The sequence below is a fragment of the Micromonospora sp. NPDC093244 genome (genome assembly GCF_040683695.1).
Taxonomy (GTDB): Bacteria; Actinomycetota; Actinomycetes; order Mycobacteriales; family Micromonosporaceae; genus Micromonospora.
Window position 1 is genome coordinate 1,303,217 of sequence record NZ_JBFBEO010000002.1, and the last position, 16,150, is coordinate 1,319,366.

General features: G+C 72.9%; 17 protein-coding genes. 5 read left to right on the forward strand and 12 right to left on the reverse strand.

All coding sequences use genetic code 11. The features are described from left to right. Nucleotides 1–8: 8 nt before the first annotated feature. Nucleotides 9–1,367: an FAD-binding oxidoreductase gene (locus AB0N27_RS16265; protein ID WP_364369417.1), complete on the reverse strand. Its 1,359-nt coding sequence runs from the start codon at nucleotides 1,365–1,367 to the stop codon at nucleotides 9–11. Between the two features lie 96 nt (nucleotides 1,368–1,463). Here AB0N27_RS16265 and AB0N27_RS16270 point away from each other — a divergent pair, with 96 nt between their 5' ends. After that, complete coding sequence (locus AB0N27_RS16270) at nucleotides 1,464–3,560, forward strand: S9 family peptidase (RefSeq protein WP_364369420.1); 2,097 nt, start codon at nucleotides 1,464–1,466, stop codon at nucleotides 3,558–3,560. A 15-nt stretch (nucleotides 3,561–3,575) separates the two neighbouring features. Then, entirely contained in the window at nucleotides 3,576–3,731 is a 156-nt protein-coding gene (locus AB0N27_RS16275) for a hypothetical protein (RefSeq protein ID WP_364369423.1), read from the forward strand. A gap of 1 nt (nucleotide 3,732) precedes the next feature. Here the strand turns inward: AB0N27_RS16275 and AB0N27_RS16280 are convergent, their stop codons facing one another. The 4 genes from AB0N27_RS16280 to AB0N27_RS16295 are packed head-to-tail and all read right to left on the reverse strand — an operon-like array spanning nucleotide 3,733 to nucleotide 7,089. Then, nucleotides 3,733–5,256, reverse strand: a complete 1,524-nt coding sequence (locus tag AB0N27_RS16280) for an FtsX-like permease family protein (protein WP_364369426.1) — start codon at nucleotides 5,254–5,256, stop codon at nucleotides 3,733–3,735. Continuing rightward, nucleotides 5,253–5,954 (reverse strand): ABC transporter ATP-binding protein, encoded by a 702-nt coding sequence (locus tag AB0N27_RS16285; protein ID WP_364369430.1) that lies wholly within the window; start codon nucleotides 5,952–5,954, stop codon nucleotides 5,253–5,255. Before AB0N27_RS16285 ends, AB0N27_RS16280 begins: the two co-directional genes overlap by 4 nt. After that, entirely contained in the window at nucleotides 5,951–6,487 is a 537-nt protein-coding gene (locus AB0N27_RS16290; protein ID WP_364369433.1) for a PadR family transcriptional regulator, read from the reverse strand. Before AB0N27_RS16290 ends, AB0N27_RS16285 begins: the two co-directional genes overlap by 4 nt. Before the next feature lie 32 nt (nucleotides 6,488–6,519). Continuing rightward, nucleotides 6,520–7,089, reverse strand: a complete 570-nt coding sequence (locus AB0N27_RS16295) for a TIGR03086 family metal-binding protein (protein ID WP_364369436.1) — start codon at nucleotides 7,087–7,089, stop codon at nucleotides 6,520–6,522. Nucleotides 7,090–7,120: 31 nt separating this feature from the next. Between AB0N27_RS16295 and AB0N27_RS16300 the strand changes: the two genes are divergently transcribed. Next, nucleotides 7,121–7,930, forward strand: a complete 810-nt coding sequence (locus AB0N27_RS16300) for an AraC family transcriptional regulator (RefSeq protein WP_364369439.1) — start codon at nucleotides 7,121–7,123, stop codon at nucleotides 7,928–7,930. A 10-nt stretch (nucleotides 7,931–7,940) separates the two neighbouring features. Here the strand turns inward: AB0N27_RS16300 and AB0N27_RS16305 are convergent, their stop codons facing one another. Genes AB0N27_RS16305 through AB0N27_RS16330 form a run of 6 tightly spaced genes read right to left on the reverse strand, consistent with a single transcriptional unit; the run spans nucleotide 7,941 to nucleotide 13,533 of the window. After that, nucleotides 7,941–9,470 carry a SpoIIE family protein phosphatase gene (locus AB0N27_RS16305; protein WP_364369442.1) on the reverse strand — a complete coding sequence of 510 codons (1,530 nt, stop codon included), beginning with the start codon at nucleotides 9,468–9,470 and terminating at the stop codon, nucleotides 7,941–7,943. Between the two features lie 11 nt (nucleotides 9,471–9,481). Then, nucleotides 9,482–10,843: an ATP-binding protein gene (locus tag AB0N27_RS16310; RefSeq protein WP_364369445.1), complete on the reverse strand. Its 1,362-nt coding sequence runs from the start codon at nucleotides 10,841–10,843 to the stop codon at nucleotides 9,482–9,484. Next, nucleotides 10,840–11,850, reverse strand: a complete 1,011-nt coding sequence (locus tag AB0N27_RS16315) for a SpoIIE family protein phosphatase (RefSeq protein ID WP_364370769.1) — start codon at nucleotides 11,848–11,850, stop codon at nucleotides 10,840–10,842. Before AB0N27_RS16315 ends, AB0N27_RS16310 begins: the two co-directional genes overlap by 4 nt. Next, nucleotides 11,847–12,266: an ATP-binding protein gene (locus tag AB0N27_RS16320; protein ID WP_364369448.1), complete on the reverse strand. Its 420-nt coding sequence runs from the start codon at nucleotides 12,264–12,266 to the stop codon at nucleotides 11,847–11,849. The genes AB0N27_RS16315 and AB0N27_RS16320 overlap by 4 nt, the downstream gene beginning before the upstream one ends. Then, the gene (locus AB0N27_RS16325; protein WP_364369450.1) at nucleotides 12,263–12,673 is read right to left on the reverse strand and encodes an STAS domain-containing protein; all 411 of its coding nucleotides are present in this window, start codon (nucleotides 12,671–12,673) and stop codon (nucleotides 12,263–12,265) included. Before AB0N27_RS16325 ends, AB0N27_RS16320 begins: the two co-directional genes overlap by 4 nt. After that, entirely contained in the window at nucleotides 12,673–13,533 is an 861-nt protein-coding gene (locus AB0N27_RS16330; RefSeq protein WP_364369453.1) for an STAS domain-containing protein, read from the reverse strand. The genes AB0N27_RS16325 and AB0N27_RS16330 overlap by 1 nt, the downstream gene beginning before the upstream one ends. A 166-nt stretch (nucleotides 13,534–13,699) precedes the next feature. Here AB0N27_RS16330 and AB0N27_RS16335 point away from each other — a divergent pair, with 166 nt between their 5' ends. Beyond that, nucleotides 13,700–14,056: an STAS domain-containing protein gene (locus AB0N27_RS16335; protein WP_007454464.1), complete on the forward strand. Its 357-nt coding sequence runs from the start codon at nucleotides 13,700–13,702 to the stop codon at nucleotides 14,054–14,056. 13 nt (nucleotides 14,057–14,069) lie between these two features. On the opposite strand, the gene AB0N27_RS16340 is transcribed toward AB0N27_RS16335, so the two are convergent. Next, a complete protein-coding gene (locus AB0N27_RS16340; RefSeq protein WP_364369456.1) occupies nucleotides 14,070–15,353 on the reverse strand; it encodes an MFS transporter in 1,284 nt (427 codons plus the stop codon). Nucleotides 15,354–15,439: 86 nt separating this feature from the next. Here AB0N27_RS16340 and AB0N27_RS16345 point away from each other — a divergent pair, with 86 nt between their 5' ends. Next, nucleotides 15,440–16,120 (forward strand): FadR/GntR family transcriptional regulator, encoded by a 681-nt coding sequence (locus AB0N27_RS16345; RefSeq protein ID WP_364370772.1) that lies wholly within the window; start codon nucleotides 15,440–15,442, stop codon nucleotides 16,118–16,120. The last annotated feature ends 30 nt before the right edge of the window (nucleotides 16,121–16,150 follow it).

Consider the following 16,150-nt stretch of genomic DNA (forward strand, 5'->3'; position numbering starts at 1 on the left):
CGGACGGGTCACAGGCCACCGGGCAGCCGGCCGGGGGCGAGCCGGTGATCCGGGTCGAGATGCTCCTTCGCGGCCCGCAACTGGGCGAGACCGGCGATCTCACCCCAGAGGTCGACGGCCCGCCGGACCGGCGCGGGAGCGGAGACCACGACGCAACGACCCTCCCGGGCCATCAACACCCCCCGAACGGCGGCCAGGATCGACGCCACCCGGTCGGGTGCCAGCGCGCCGGGCAGCGCTGCGTGCACCACGCCCAGCCCCGCCGAACCCCGCACCGGCACCGGGGAGCCGGCCGCGTCGCGCAGCGCGTACACGGCCGCGTGCAGGTCACTGATCGGCACCTCCAGCCGCAGCGCCGTGTCGCCCGGCGCGAACGGGTAACGCCGCCACCACGTCGGGGCGGAGTGCGCGACCGTCGCCTCCCCGTGCAGCAGGCCCACCAGGCGTTCGGCGCGTTCGGTGACGTCGGCCGGGCCGCCCTCCAGCAGCACCACCAGGCTGCCCGCGCGGGACGGCGCACCGGGCCGGCCCGACATCGACGGGTGGCGTTCCCGGGCGGTGGCGGACGGATGACCGGGCGGGTACGGCGTCCGCGGCCGGGGCGTACCGGCGGGGAGATCCAGCTCGACGGCCGCCGGATCCAGCCGGGCGGCGAGGATCATCCGGACCAGGTCGTGCACCTCCAGCGGCGTCCACACCGGACGGGACACCCACAGCCGGCTCGCCGGCGCCGGCTGCACCCGCAGGCTCGCCGAGACCAGCACGCCGAGCGCGCCCTGCGAGCCGCAGAGCAGCCGGGCCAGGTCGAGACCGGGCGCGCCGCCTCCGGCGCTGACCAGCTCACCGTCGGCGCCCAGGTAGCGGACGCCGAGGAGCTGGTCGCAGGGGCTGCCGTGGCGGTGCCGCAGTGGACCGGCCTCACCGGCGGCCAGCACCCCGCCCACCGTCGCACCTGGCGACGGGGCGTCCAACGCCAGCCGTTGCCCGGTGCGCTCAAGCGTGGCCTGCACGGCCCGCAGCGGTGTGCCGGCGCCCACCTCGGCCACGGGCGCACCGACCGGCTCGTGGCCGATACCGGCCAGCCGCCCGGTGTCGAGCATGATGTCGACCTGCACCGGCGGGGCACCCCAGTCGATCTTCGTGCCGGCGCCCCGGGGCACCACGGTCAGGTCGTGTGCGGCGGCCAGCCGAAGGACCTCGGCGGCGGCGTGCGGGCCGCCCGGCACGGCCACCCAGCGCGCCGCCCGCCCCGCCACCTCGTCCGCCGGACCACCGAGCCGGGAGAACGGCGGACCGCAGATCGCCGCCAACCGTCGGGTGATCTCGAGGGCTCCGGACCGGCCGAGGGAACTCGCTGCTGCCGCCATGCCGGCTATCGTACATGTGTTCGAAAGCGGTGGTGAGGGATGTCGGGATGCCGCTGCTCCGGCGCGCGGAGCGGGCCTGCCGGTAACGTGGCCGCCGTGACCACCGAGACTGCCCCGCCCGCGGCGAAGCGGGTGCCCACCGAGCGCACCCACCACGGCGACACCGTCGTCGACGAGTACGCCTGGCTCGCTGTCAAGGACGACCCGGAGACGATCGCCTACCTGACCGCCGAGAACGAGTACACCGACGAGCGCACGGCGCACCTGGCCGAGCTGCGCACCGCCCTGTTCGAGGAGACCCGGCGGCGCACCCTCGAGACCGACCTGTCGGTGCCGACCCGCAAGGGCGGGTACTGGTACTACACCCGGACGATCGAGGGGCAGCAGTACGGGGTGCACTGCCGCCGAGCCGTCCGGGACGGCGAGACCGACCCGCCGGTCAGCGCGGACGGTGCCCCGCTCGACGGCGAGGAGGTGCTGCTCGACGGCAATCAGCTGGCCGCGGGGCACGACTTCTTCTCGCTCGGCGCGTTCGACGTCAGCCCGGACGGCCGTTGGCTGGCCTACTCCACGGACTTCTCCGGCGACGAGCGGTTCACCCTGCGCGTCAAGGACCTGACCACCGGCGAGCTGCTGCCCGACGAGGTGCCTGACACGTTCTACGGCACGGCCTGGTCGTCCGACGCGTCGGTGCTGTTCTACGTGACCGTCGACGACGCCTGGCGGCCGAACCGGGTGTGGCGGCACACCGTCGGCTCGGCCTCCGCCGACGACGTGGTCGTCCACCAGGAGGACGACGAGCGGTTCTGGGTCGGCGTGGAGCTGACCCGCTCGGAGAAGTTCGTCCTCATCGACATCCACAGCAAGGTCACCAGCGAGGTGCTGGTGATCCCCGCCGGCAACCCGACGGGCGCCCCGGCCGTGGTCGCGCCACGCCGGCAGGGCGTCGAGTACGCGGTGGAGCACCACGGCCACCGCTTCCTCATCCTGCACAACGACGGCGCGGAGGACTTCGCGCTGGCGTTCACCTCGGCGGACGCGCCGGGCGACTGGGTGCCGCTGATCGAGCACACACCCGGCACCCGGCTGGAGGCGGTGGACGCGTTCGCGAACCACCTGGTGGTGTCACTGCGCACCGATGGGCTCACCGGCCTGCGGGTGCTGCCGGTGGGCAGCGACGACGCGCACGACATCGACTTCCCCGAGCCGCTGTACAGCGTCGGGCTGGACACCAACCCGGAGTACCGCACCGGGCAGATCCGCCTGCGCTACTCGTCGCTCGTCACCCCGGACTCGGTGTACGACTACGACCTGGTCACCAGGCAGATGGTGCTGCGCAAGCAGAAGCCGGTGCTGCCCGGGCCGGACGGACGGCCGTACGACCCGGCCGAGTACGAGCAGCACCGCGACTGGGCGCTCGCCGACGACGGCACCCGCGTGCCGATCTCGCTGGTCTGCCGGGTGGGCACTCCCCGGGACGGCTCGGCGCCCTGCGAGCTGTACGGCTACGGCTCGTACGAGGCAAGCATGGACCCGTGGTTCTCGGTGGCCCGACTGTCCCTGCTGGACCGGGGTGTGGTCTTCGCCGTGGCGCACACCCGGGGCGGCGGTGAGCTGGGCCGACGCTGGTACGACCAGGGCAAGATGCTGGCCAAGAAGAACACGTTCACCGACTTCGTGGCCTGCGCCCGGCACCTGGTCAAGGCCGGCTGGACGGCAAGCGACCGGCTGGTCGCCCGGGGCGCCTCGGCCGGTGGCCTGCTGATGGGCGCGGTGGCCAATCTCGCCCCCGACGCGTTCGCGGGGATCGTCGCTCAGGTGCCGTTCGTGGACGCGCTCACCTCGATCCTCGACCCGTCGCTGCCGCTTACCGTCACCGAGTGGGAGGAGTGGGGCAACCCGCTGGACGACCCCGAGGTGTACGCGTACATGAAGTCGTACACGCCGTACGAGAACGTGGCCGCAGTTGACTATCCGGCGATCCTGGCGGTGACCAGTCTCAACGACACGCGGGTGCTCTACTCGGAGCCGGCGAAGTGGATCGCCCGGCTGCGGGCGACCGCCCCGCAGGGCGACTACCTGCTCAAGACCGAGATGGGCGCCGGGCACGGCGGGCCGAGCGGCAGGTACGACGCCTGGCGCGAGGAGGCGTTCATCAACGCCTGGATCCTGGACCGCCTGGGTCGGGCCTGACGACGGGCGGCGGCGATGACCGATGAGGACGAGCCGGGGTCGGCGACCCGGCGCATGTCCGCCTGGATGATCCTCGCGGTGGTCGCCGCCGCCCTGCTCGTGTGCTGCTGCTCGGCCGCCGTCGGCCTGCTGATCTCCTGGTCGGCCGGCCTCTTCCACACCCCGACCTGACTCAGGCCGTGCGCAGCTCGTCCAGGGCGGTGCTGACCCGCAGGAAGAGCAGGCCGACGCCGACCGTCACCAGCACCGCGACAAGGGCGCCGGCACCGAGCCAGGCCAGGTGTTCCAGGGGTACGTCCGGCACCCGCTCAGATCCGGGGGTCTCGACGATCCGCGTGTACCGCTCGCGGGTGGCCGGGTCGTCGCAGAGCGCGGCAGTGGCGTCGCAGACCTGCGCCGACGACCCTCCCGTCGCCGCTCGCGGGAAGAGCCCTCGGCCGAGCACTTCGCCCACGCCGAGCGCGAGCAGGATCGCCGGCACCGCGGGGGTCAGCGCCTGCCAGACCACCGAGCGGCTAAGCGTGCCGCGCGGCACGCCGGTGGCGACGAGCGCGGCGTAGGCGCGGCGACGGGCGACGATCCCCTCGACGAGCGCGACCATCAGCCCACCCGCCGCGATCAGGATGGCCACCGCGACGGCGGCGTCGACCAGGTCCATGGTGGACAGGTAGAACGGGTCGGCGCTCCCGTCCGCGCCGGCAAGCTGGCTCTGCTGCCTGTCGAGCTGGTCCTGGGTGACGAAGTAGGCGCGCAGCGCGGCCGCGCCGGCACCGAAGATCACCGCGGCCAGCAGCGCCGCGAACGTGCGGCTGCCCGCCCACGGGTCGGCCATCAGCCGGCCCGCCGCGAGCAGGGCCGGCGGCCGGCGGGCGTACCGCCGCAACAACCGACCGCAGGTGTACGAGATCCAGCCGGTGCCGATCACCACCCCGATCATCGCGGCGAGCGCACCGGCCACGAACAGCAGTGGCACCAGCCAGCCCAGCACCTCGTCGTTGCCGTCGAACCGGTACGCCACCGGGCGGACCGCGGCGAACGACGCCACGCCGACCCCGATCAGGATGCCGGCCCACGGCCGAGGGCCACGCTCGCGAGGTGCCCTACGGCTCACCCCGAGCGGACTCGCGGTGACCGTCCGCAGCATCAGGGCGGTGGCAAGCGCCGCGAGCACCGGCAGACCCAGCACCACCGCCGCGATGGCACCTGTCGACGGCAGCACGTCGGTGGGCAGCGCCAGCCGGCCCTGCGCGTCCGGACGGTGCAGCACCTCGCGACCGGCCAGGTGGACGCCCAGCCCGGCGAGCGTGCCCAGCAGGGCGGCCACCCCGGTCTCCAGCACCGCCAGCCGGGTGACCTGACCGGGTGTGGCACCGGCCAGCCGCAGAGCCGCAAGCCGGCGGTCCCGGGCCGGAGCGCCGAGCCGGGCACACTGACCGGCCAACGCCAGCACCGGGATGGTCAGCATCAGCAACGCGAACGCCGTCCCGCCGCGCAGCCCCGGTTCACGCAGCAGCGCGTTGCGGTACTGCTCCGACTCCGCCCAGGCGTCGCCCGGCGGCTTGTCGATGGCCAGCACGGTGAGCGCCGCCAACCCGGCCAGGGTCGCCAGCAGGGCGCTGACCGCCGTGAGCACCACCCGGGCGGTGTCGGTGCGGGTGCCGGCGAGAGCGAGCCGGACCAGCGTCCCCGGTCTCATCGCGCGCCGCCGGCCAGGGGCACGTCCAGCCCCAGGCCCGTGTGGTCCACCAGGCCGTCGCGCAGCATGATCTCCCGATCGGCGTACGCGGCGATCCGTGGCTCGTGGGTGATCAGCACGACGGACGTGTGCTGCTCACGGGCGAGCCGGACCAGTTGGGTGAGGACCTGCTCACCGGTGAGCGTGTCCAGTGCGCCGGTCGGCTCGTCGGCGAAGAGCACCCGTGGCTCGGTGACCAACGCCCGTGCCGTGGCGCAGCGCTGCTGCTGACCGCCGGACATCTCACCCGGCCGGACGTCGGCCAGTTCGGCCACCCCGAACCGTTCCAGCCAGGTGAGCGCGGCCGTCCGTGCCTCTCGCCGCCCCGTGCCGGCGAGAAGCAGCGGCAGGGAGACGTTCTCCGCCGCGGTCAGCTCGGCCACCAACTGGCCGAACTGGAACAGCACCCCGAACTCGGTGCGCCGCAACCGGGACCGGGCCGCCTCCGACCAGGTGTCGATCCGGTGACCACGCCAGGTGACCTCACCGGCGTCCGGGCGGAGGATCCCCGCCAGGCAGTGCAGCAGTGTCGACTTGCCGCAGCCACTGGGCCCGGTGACGGCGACGATCTCGCCCTCCGCCACGTCGAGCGTCACGCCACGCAGGGCGGGCGTCGGGCCGTACGCCCGAACCACGCCGCGAGCCTGGAGTTGCGTCACGGGTGCACCTCCCGGTGCCAGTCGGCGACCCGGTCCAGGGTGGCGCGCAGCCACCGCAGGTCGGCATCGAGGTGGTCGATCGCGAAGTCGGCCGCGATCACGTCGCTGAGGGTGGCGGCCGGGTCGGTCTTGGCGGCGGTCAACTCACGCAGCCGTGCGCTGTGCGCGCCGCGCTGGGCGATCAGGTAGGACCGGGCCCGGTCGACGTCGGCGACCAGCAGCGCCACCACGACCTTGGTGAAGAGCGTGCTGGCCACGTACGGCATGGGTGGTTCGACTGTGGACAGCCACTCGTCGAGCGCGGCCCGGCCCGGGTCGGTCAGCGCGTACGTCGTGCGGTCCGGGCCGGCCGCCCGATCCTGACCGGCGGCGGCCACCAGGCCGTCGCGTTGCAGGCGGCCGAGGGTGGCGTAGACCTGCCCGAAGGCCAACGGCCGGGCCCGGGGCAGCCGCTCGTCGTGCGCGCGCTTGAGGTCGTACCCGTGCCGGCTTCCGGCGGCGAGCAACCCGAGCAGAACGTGCGACGTGGACACGTCGCCCACTATTCACCAAGCGAATACCCGAGTCAACGACTCCAGGTGGGCGCGCGGCCGGTCTGCGACAGGAGGTGGGCCAGGTCTGGCGCTCCGGGCGTGGGGGTCGGGACGGGGTCGGCGAAGACGCCCATCCGGCGGGCCGTCGGACCCAACCGCTCGACCAGCCCGTGCAGCTCGGCCACGACCTCCGGGGCCGGCTCGTACGGCTGACCGGTGGCGACGGCGAGGTCCCAGCCGTGCACGGTCAGGTCCAGCAGGGCCATGCCGCCGACGACGACCTGCGGCATACCCATTCCGGGCGAGACACCCTCCAGGGTGGACGGATCCGACCAGGCGGCGACAAGGCGGTCGGTCTCCACGGCGAACCGGTCCCGCCAGCCGTCGCCCAGGTGGTCCGGTTTCTCGGCCCACTCCACCTGGCTCTTCACGGCCAGATCCTGGAAGTTCACCACCACCTGGAAGAGGTGGTTGAGCAGGTCGCGGACAGCGTAGTCACGGCACGGCGTGGGCAGGTCGAGCTGGTCGTCGGCGATGCCGCGCACCACGTCGACAGTTCGCGGCGCGGCAGCGGCCAGCAGATCGCTAGTCTGAGTTGCCATAGGGCCAGCGTATGAGGGTGGTCTTGAACAAATGCGACAGCGACCGCGCAACGACAGCCGGGGGATCCTCGACCCGGTACGGATGCTGCGCGAGGTCCACTTTCGTCGGCACCTGCCCGCCGAGTCGCTGCGCCAGTGGGTCGAGCACTACTGGCTGATCGACTGGGCGTTGGACGCGCCGTTCGAGCAGCGGGTGGTGCCGCACCCGGCGGTGAACGTGGTATTCCGGCGCGACGACGACGGCACCGGCGAAGGGCCGGAGGACGGTGAGGTGGCCGGGGTGGGTCGCGACCTGTTCCGGATCACGCTGACCGGCACCGGCCGGGTCTGTGGTGTGCAGTTCCGCCCCGGCGGCTTCCACCCGTTCTGGCGCGGGTCGGTCGCCGAGTTGACCGGACGCCGGCTCCCGCTGCCCGCCGGCCGTCTGCCCCGCCCCGACGGTCCGGTCTGCGGCGGCACCGACGACGACCGGCGCCGCGCGCTGGACGCCGTGCTCACCGCGTGGGCCCCGGCCCCGGATCCGGCGACGCAGGAGGCCATCCGGCTGGCCGAGGCGATCCGCACCGACCGCACGGTGCTGCGGGTCGACGACTTCGCCGCCCGGCACCGCGTGCCGGTCCGCCGCCTGCAACGGCTTTTCACCGAGCACGTCGGCGTCGGCCCGAAGTGGGTGATCCGCCGGTACCGGCTCCAGGAGGCCGTCGAACAGGCCGCCGGCGGCCCATTGAACTGGGCGGACCTCGCCGCCGACCTCGGCTACAGCGACCAGGCCCACCTGGTACGCGACTTCAGCGCCGTCGCCGGCGTGTCACCCGCCGCGTACGCCCGCTCGGTCCGCTGACACCTGTGTCTCAGCGGCGGCGCAGCACGACCACCGCCACGTCGTCCTGGATCTCCGGTGGGGCCAGCTCCACCAGCAGCCGCTCGCAGAACCGGTCCAGGTCCTCGTCGACGGTGCCGGTAAGCGCGGCGAGCGCGGCCAACCCCTCGTCGATTGTGGCGTCCCGCCGCTCGATCAACCCGTCGGTGTAGAACACAAGCGTCGCCCCGGCCGGCAGCACGAACTCCAGATCGGCCGGACGGGGGGCGCGGACGCCGAGCAGCGGCGCCGAGTGCTGCACGAACTCGACCTTGCCGTCCAGGCTGAGCACCGGCGGAAGGTGACCGGCGCTGGCCAACCGGACCCGCCCGCTCGGCGGGTGCAGCAGCAGCACACAGAGCGTGGCCAGCTCGTTCGGCAGGAGCGTGCGCATCAGCTCGTTGACCCGGTGCAGGATCTCGCCGGGCTGGTGCCCCTCGACCGCGTACGCCCGCACGGCGTGCCGCAGTTCGGCCATCACTGTCGCCGCGTGCAGCGAGTGACCGGCCACGTCGCCGATCGCCAGGAGCAGGTGCCCGTCGAGCATCACCAGCTCGTAGAAGTCGCCACCCACCTCGGTCTGCGCGCTGGCCGGCTCGTAGCGCACCGCGAGGTCCAGTCCGGCCACCTCGGGCAGTCCGCGCGGCAGCAGGCTGCGCTGGAGGGTGACGGCGATCCGGTGTTCCTCGTCGAACGAGCGCTGGGCCTCCACCGCCGCCGCGACCGCCTGCGCGAGCTGTACCAGCACGGGCGTCCGGGCGGTCTGGGTGGCGGTGGGGACCACCACGTACAGCGGGGCCCGGTCCTCGCGCAGCCGGGCGGCGGCCACGGTCACCGAGTCGCCCTCCGGCCAGCCGAGCAGCCCCCACTGCGCCGGCTCCTGGATCCGCACTGTCGCGCCGGTCGGCACCCCCGTGTCGTCGACGACCCACGGCACCACGTCGGCCTCCAGGCCCGGACCGGCGCAGATCCCCGCGAGGCAGTCGCCGTCGAACGTCTCGGCGACCACCGCCGCCGGGCTCTTGAAGATCTGGGCGGCACCCTCGGCGGCGGCCTTCAGCAGCCGGGCGAAGTTCGGCGCGGCGTGCACCGCCACAGTCGTGTCGGCGAGGACGAGCAGTCGCTCGGCGAGCAGTTCGGCGCGCTTTCGGGCCTGGTAGTAGCGCAGCACCGCCCGGGTGGTGGCGATCAGCTCCTCGGGCTCGATGGGCTCGGTGAGGTAGGCGTCCGCACCCCGGGTGAGGCCCTGTGCGCGGTCGGACACGTCGACGGCGTGCGCCGACACGTGGATCACCGGCATGGCCGGGTGCCGTTCCTTGATCCGTTCGCAGACCTCGTACCCGCTGAGGTCGGGCAGCCGGACGTCGAGCACCACGAGGTCGATCCGGTCCACCTCGACGCGGGCCAGCGCCTCGGCGCCGTTCTCCGCCTCCAGGACGGTGAACCCGGCCCGGGTCAGCCAACTGACAAGCAGGTAGCGCTTGGTACGACTGTCATCGACCACCAGGACGGTCGTCGGCATGCCGTCCACCGTCACACTCCTCCGGTGGGCAGGGAGACGGTGAACGTGCTGCCTCGGCCCGGTTCGCTGGCCAGCCCCAGCGTCCCGCCGAGCAGGGTCACCAACCGCCGGGCGTACGGCAGACCCAGGCCGGTGCCGCCGACGCGGGTGGCGCCCGGCACCTGGTAGAACTCCTCGAAGATCCGATCGTGCAGTTCCGGAGTGATGCCCGGACCGGTGTCGCTGACCTCGAAAATCCACAGGTCGCCGTGCCGCTCGGCGCGCAGCCGCACCTGGCCGCGTTCGGTGAACTTCAGGCCGTTGTGCAGCAGGTTGCGCAGCACCTGGCCGAGCAGCACCTCGTCGGTGCGCAGCAGGGCGGGCGCCGGCGGCTCGTCCACGACCAGCTCGACCTCGGGACGGGTGGCGAGCGCGCGCAGTGTGCCGCGGAGCTGGCCGAAGACCGGGCGCAGGTCCACGTCCGCCCAGTCCGGCTCGATCCGGCCGGACTCGGCCTTGGCGAGGTCCAGCAGTTCGTTGACGAGTCCGAGCAGATCCGCCGCCGACGAGCGGATCAGGCCGACCTGGCGGGCCTGCTCGGCGGTGAGCGGGTCGGAGGACGAGTCGGAGAGCAGTCGACCCAACCCGATGATCGCGGTGACCGGGGCGCGGAGCTCGTGGCTCACGTTGGCCAGGAACCGGCTCTTCGACTCGCTCGCCGCGCGCAGCTGGGCCGACTTCTCGTCCAGCTCGGCGTAGAGGGCGACCACACCCCTGTTGGTCTCCTCCAGCTCCTCGGTGAGCTGGTTGTAGAGCGCCAGCACACCCCTGTTGGTCTCGGCCAGCTCGTCGTTCAGCACGGCCAGCTCGTCGCGCTGGCTGCGTACCTCGTCGAGCGCCGCGATGAGCTGCCCGTTCTGGACGGTCAGCTCGTCAAGCGCGCTGGCCGGCGCGGTGCGGCCGAGTTCGGTACGGAACTCGGCGAGCCGCTCCGGGGTCGGCGTCGGCGCGCTGGCCGGGACTCGTCGGGACATCCTCACGACCGTAACCCCCTCGACTGTCGACACGCTCAGTGTGTCGACCAGTCGGGACACCGCGCCGGACTGCGGCTCGTACCGGCCGCCGGGCAGCGGGGTCACCGGGGCCAGGTCGGCGCGGAGGTGGAAGCGGCCGTCGATGCCCGCATCGATGTGGAACGAGACGTCCGCGCCACCGGTCGTACGCAGCAGGTCCCGGGCGACCTCGCTGAGCGCGGTGGCGATCCGGACCTGGTCCTGGTGTTCGAGACCGACCACGGCCGCCACCTCGCGGCCCCGCTGGCGGATCACGAAGATGTCCTGCTCGACCCGCAGCGCCATCTGCAACAGCGGCAGCGCGGCCGGCTCGGCGGTCATGTCCAGGACCTCGCGACCAGTACGCAGGCGTCGTCGCGTCGTACGCCTGCGTCACGCAGCAGGGTGGCCGCCATCACCAGTGGTGACCGCTCGGCGAGACCGGGATAGTCGGTCAACCGCCACCGGTCGACCACCCCGTCGCTGTGCATCACCAGCCGGGCGCCCGGCCCGAACGGGTAGTCGTACTCCCGGATTGTCGGCCGCTGGTGCCCGGCGATGCCCGGCAGCGACACCAGTCCCCGGCGCTGCCCGTCCCCCTCGACGATCACGCCGGAGATGTTGCCCAGCCCGGCGTACCGCAGCATGCCCCCCTCCGCCAGTTCGGCGACGGCGAGCGCGGCGCCGCGGGTGTGCGACATGCTCCGGTGCAGGTGCCCGACGACTGTCGCCGGCGGGCCGGCCGGGGCGTCGCGGAACGCGGCAAGCGCCGCCTCGGTGGCGTTGTTGGCCAGTGGGCCGTGCCCCAGGCCGTCGCTGACCAGCACCTGGTGGCGGCCGTCGGCGACCCGGACGGCGTACCCGTCACCGCTGACCGTCTCACCGGTGATCGGCCTGGCGAGGGCGCCGGCCCAGGACACCCGGGGCGGCGCGGCGGGCCAGACCTGTACGGCGAGGACGGTGCCCCGGCCGGGCAGCGAGTACCCGTCGAACCAGCTGGCCTGTCGGACGATCGCGCCGAGGCCGATGCCGAGGGTGCCACTGGTGGAGTGCCCGTCCCGGGACGAGACGGTCAGGTCGGCCATGCCGGGCCCGGAGTCGATGGCTACCAGTTCCACGCCGGCCTCCCCGGCGCGGCGGACCGGCCGCAGCAGCAGGACACCGTCGTCGGCGTGCTTGACCAGGTTGCTTGTCAGTTCGGCTGCGACGATGGCGAGGTCGGCGATGCGTGCCGCACCCATCTCCACCTGTGAGCCGAGGCGTTCGGCGGCACGTCGGACGGCGCTTGCTGCGCTGCCGGCGTCCACCCGGAACCAGATGCCGCTGTCGGTGACCGCGTCCGCGTTCACCGTGACCACTTGGTCACCGTGATGCGTGTTCCGGTCTCCGCCGACGTCTCGATCTGGAACTCGTCGACGAGCCGGCGGGCGCCGCTGAGGCCGAGGCCGAGGCCACCGCCTGTGGTGTAGCCGTCGGTGAGGGCCAGATCCAGGTCGGGGATGCCGGGGCCGGAGTCGGCGAAGACGATCTGTACGCCCTTGCGTCGGCCGTTGTCGACGATCACCACCTCGACCGATCCGCCGCCGCCGTACACCAGGGTGTTGCGGGCCAACTCGCTCGCCGCCGTGACCACCTTGGTCTGGTCGACGAGTGACAGCTTGACGGCCACCGCCACGGCGCGGACCAACTGCCGGACGCGCACCACGTCCTCGTCGCTGCGGATCGCCTGCGCCTGCGGCTGGCCCAGGTCGACGCCAGTAGTCACAGCGTGGCCGTCTCGGCGTCCGGATCGTCGTCGAGCTGGTACTCGAGCTCGTCGGCGCGGGCCGCCGCGATCAGTTCCATGCCGCGTTCGACGTTCAGCGCGGTGCGGATGCCGTTCAGCGACAGCCCCAGTTCGACAAGGGTGATGGCGACGGCGGGTCGCATCCCGACGACAACCGTCTCGGCGTCGAGCACCTTGGAGATCGACGCGATGGTGGAGAGCATCCGGCCGACGAAGGAGTCGACGATGTCCAGGGCGGTGATGTCGATGATCACGCCGTGGCAGCCGGTGTCGACGATCCGCTCGGCGAGGTCCTCCTGGAGCTGGACCGCGGTCTGGTCGGACATGTCGAGCTGGATGGAGACCAGCAGGATGTCGCCGATCTTGAGGATCGGCACGCGTTCCATCAGGCGTCCCGGCGCGGCTGGCGACGGGGGGTCTCCACCCCGGTGAGCCGCAGCACGTGGCGCAGCGCGTCGGCGAGGCTCGCCTTGGTGGCGATGTCGCCGAACTCGATGCCGAGCGCGACGATGGTCTGGGCGATCTGCGGCCGGATGCCGGAGATGATGCAGTCGGCGCCCATCAGTCGGGCGGCCACCACTGTCTTCAGGATGTGCTGGGCGACCTGGGTGTCGACCGCCGGGACGCCGGTGATGTCGATGATCGCGTACGGCGAGCCGGTGTCGACAAGGGTCTGCAGCAGCCGCTCCATGACCACCTGGGCGCGCGCCGAGTCCAGGGTGCCGACCAGCGGGACGGCGACCACACCCTCCCAGAGCTTGACCACCGGCGTGGAGAGCTCCAGGAGCTGCTCGGCCTGGTCGGCGATCAGGCTCTCCCGGGTGCGGACGAAGCTCTCGAAGGTGAACAGGCCCAGCTCGTCGATCAGCTTGGAGAAGGCGATGTAGTCGTGCAGCGCGTTGGCGCCGCCGGCCTCCTGCACCAGCTCGGCGAGCACGTCCTTGAGCGCGAAGATGCTGATCGCGGTCTCGCTGGCGGAGAAGCCCTGCCGGGCCCGCCCACGGGACAGTTCGGTGAGCGCGGCACGCAGCTCGCCCGAGCTTTCGGCGGACAGGTCGACGCCACCCTGCCCGGCCGTGGTGGCGATGGCGCTGTGCAGGTCCTGGACCTGCCGGCGCAACTCGGCCTGGCTGAGCCGGCCACGCAACGAACCGGTGACGATCTCGGTCCATCGAGCCGTGACCTGTTCGGCGTGTCCGCCGAGCAGTGCGGCTAGCCGACCACTTTCCTCGGCGTTCAACGCCATTGCGAAACCCCCCTCGACCTGGAACGGCCGGACTCTACCACCGGGAACTGGCGAACTACTTGCCCCGTAGCAACGGAAATGAGGATGGCCACCGGATAGCGGCTCCCCTTCTGCGTACGACCCCGGTCGTGGGATACCGTTCCCCCGATAACAGGAGGTCTGCCAAATGTCCCTGACGGTGCACACGGAACAGCGCGGCGACGTGGTCGTCGTGTCGGTCGCGGGCGAGCTGGACATGGCGACCGCACCGCAGTTGCAGGACCAGATCACCGACCTGCTCGACAAGGGCCGTAACCGGCTGGTGTTCGACCTGGCGGACGTGTCGTTCTGTGACTCGACAGGTCTGTCGGTCTTCGTCCGCGCCAAGAACAGCTGCGACGAGGCCGGCGGTGTGGTGCGGCTGGCCGCCCCGCAGCGCGGTGTGCTGCGCATCCTCGAGGTCAGCGGGCTGGTCGAGGTGCTGCACACCTACCCGACGGTGGATGAGGCAGTCGCCGGCGAACCGACGCCGGCGTCCTCCTGACCACTGCCGTCGATCACTCGTCCTCGACGTAGCGGGGACGGGCGATCGCCATGCCCGCCGCCGTCTGCACGGCGAGCGCGGCCAGCAGGAATCCGATCGGCGCGGTCCAGCCGCCGGTGATCTCGTAGAGGATGCCGACCATCAGCGGGCCGAGCGCCGCGATGACGTACCCGGTGCTCTGCGCGAACGCGGAGAGCGCGACGGTCCCCTCGGCGGTGCGCGCGCGCAGGCCGATGGCGGTCAGGATCATCGGGAACGCGCCCTGGCCGATCGCCAGCAGGGCCACCCAGAGCAGCGCCGCTCCGCGCGGCGCGAGCGCCAGCCCCAGGTAGGCGAGCGTCGACGCGGTGGTCAGCCCGAGCACCAGGGGCCGCAGGCTGGTCATCCGTCCGGCCACGGTGGGCATCAGCAGCGCGATCGGCACGCCGAGCGCGGTCACCCCGGCGAGCAGCAGCCCGGCGGCCTCCGGCTGGTAGCCGGCGTCGCGGAACAGCTGGGCAAGCCAGCCCATGATCGCGTACCCGCTGAGTGACTGCGCCCCGAAGTAGAGGGCCATGGCCCAGCCCAGGCGGGTCCGCGCCGGCCGGACCCGGGTGGGCGCGGTGACGGCCGCCGTCGCGGTCGCGCGCCGTGCGCGCGCCCGGGTCCGCAGCGCCAGCGGCACCCACGGGAGTACGGCCACCGCGGCCATCGCGGCCCAGACGCCCAGCCCGGCCCGCCAGGAGCCGAAGGCGTGCGCGATCGGCACGGCGGAGGCCGCGGCCACCGTCGTCCCCAGGGTCAACGCCATCGTGTACGCCCCGGTGACCAGCCCGGTGCGGTGCGGGAAGTGCTGCTTGACCAGCATGGGCAGCAGGATGTTGGCGACCGCGATGCCGGCCAGCGCCAGCGCGCTGGTGAACACGAAGATCCAGGCCGAGTCGGTGGTGGCCCGGAGCACCTGCCCCGCGGTGAGGGCGAGCATGGCGACCACGAGCACCCGGGCCGGCGCCACCCGGCGGACCAGCCACGGGGTGAGCGCGCCCAGCCCGGCGAACGCGATCGTGGGCAGCGTGGTGACGAGGCCGGCCATGGTGCCGGAGAGCCCCAGCCCGTCGCGGACCTCGTCGAGCAGGGCGCCGAGGCTCGTCACCACGGCACGCAGGTTGAGCGCGACCAGCAGCATCCCGACCAGTACGAGCGCGCCACCGGTCGCCGGATGCGTCCGACGCCCCGCCGGGTCGCGCGCCGGGCCGGTGTCGACGGCGACGGCGACGGGAGCGGGAGCCGCCGGAGCGGCGGTGGGTGGCGGTGTCATGACCTCTAACCTACAATCATGGGATGAATTTGGGCCCGGTGATGTAACCAGTGCCACCGTCTGTCGATTCCGCCTCCGCACCACCGGTGCCGCCGCGCGGCCAGCCCGCCGTGCCGCCCCGCGGCCACCGCGTCCGGCAGACCATCGAGCAGCTCCGGGCCCGGATCCTCGGCGGTGAGTGGCCTGTCGGTGGGCGCATCCCCACCGAGCCGCAGCTCGTCGCCGCGCTGGGCGTGGGGCGCAACACGGTCCGTGAGGCCGTCCGCGCCCTGGTGCACGCCGGGGTGCTGGAGTGCCGGCAGGGCTCCGGCACGTACGTGGTGTCCACCGACGAGCTGGCCCCCGTGGTGGCCCGCCGACTCGGCGACGACCGGATGACCGAGGTCATCGAGGTGCGGCGCGCCTTCGAGGTGGAGGCCGCCCGGCTCGCCGCGCTGAGGCGTACACCCCAGGACCTGGCGGCGCTCGACGGCGCGCTCGCCGACCGCGAGGCAGCCTGGCACGCGGGCCGGGTCGACGCGTTCGTCGAGGCCGACGCGGCACTGCACACGGCCGTGGTCGCCGCCGCGCACAACGCCATGCTCGCCGAGCTGTACGCCTCGGTCGGCGCCGCCCTGCGCAGCACCGTCGCCCAGGCGATGGGTGACGCGCTCACCCCCGAGCGTTACGTCGACCACTCCCGGCTGGTCGAGGCCATCCGGGCCGGCGAGCCCGGTCGGGCCGCGATCGAAGCCGGCGCGTTTCTGGAGCCCGCTCCCGAGGCATAGGTTGTGCCGGACGGAAAACCGGACACCTCA

Bases quoted from the DNA above. Each gene is read 5' to 3' on its own strand.
- AB0N27_RS16265 (WP_364369417.1), bottom strand. From the start codon at position 1,367: ATGGCGGCAGCAGCGAGTTCCCTCGGCCGGTCCGGAGCCCTCGAGATC.
- AB0N27_RS16275 (WP_364369423.1), top strand. From the start codon at position 3,576: ATGACCGATGAGGACGAGCCGGGGTCGGCGACCCGGCGCATGTCCGCC.
- AB0N27_RS16280 (WP_364369426.1), bottom strand. From the start codon at position 5,256: ATGAGACCGGGGACGCTGGTCCGGCTCGCTCTCGCCGGCACCCGCACC.
- AB0N27_RS16295 (WP_364369436.1), bottom strand. From the start codon at position 7,089: ATGGCAACTCAGACTAGCGATCTGCTGGCCGCTGCCGCGCCGCGAACT.
- AB0N27_RS16300 (WP_364369439.1), top strand. From the start codon at position 7,121: ATGCGACAGCGACCGCGCAACGACAGCCGGGGGATCCTCGACCCGGTA.
- AB0N27_RS16305 (WP_364369442.1), bottom strand. From the start codon at position 9,470: ATGCCGACGACCGTCCTGGTGGTCGATGACAGTCGTACCAAGCGCTAC.
- AB0N27_RS16310 (WP_364369445.1), bottom strand. From the start codon at position 10,843: ATGACCGCCGAGCCGGCCGCGCTGCCGCTGTTGCAGATGGCGCTGCGG.
- AB0N27_RS16325 (WP_364369450.1), bottom strand. From the start codon at position 12,673: ATGGAACGCGTGCCGATCCTCAAGATCGGCGACATCCTGCTGGTCTCC.
- AB0N27_RS16330 (WP_364369453.1), bottom strand. From the start codon at position 13,533: ATGGCGTTGAACGCCGAGGAAAGTGGTCGGCTAGCCGCACTGCTCGGC.
- AB0N27_RS16335 (WP_007454464.1), top strand. From the start codon at position 13,700: ATGTCCCTGACGGTGCACACGGAACAGCGCGGCGACGTGGTCGTCGTG.
- AB0N27_RS16340 (WP_364369456.1), bottom strand. From the start codon at position 15,353: ATGACACCGCCACCCACCGCCGCTCCGGCGGCTCCCGCTCCCGTCGCC.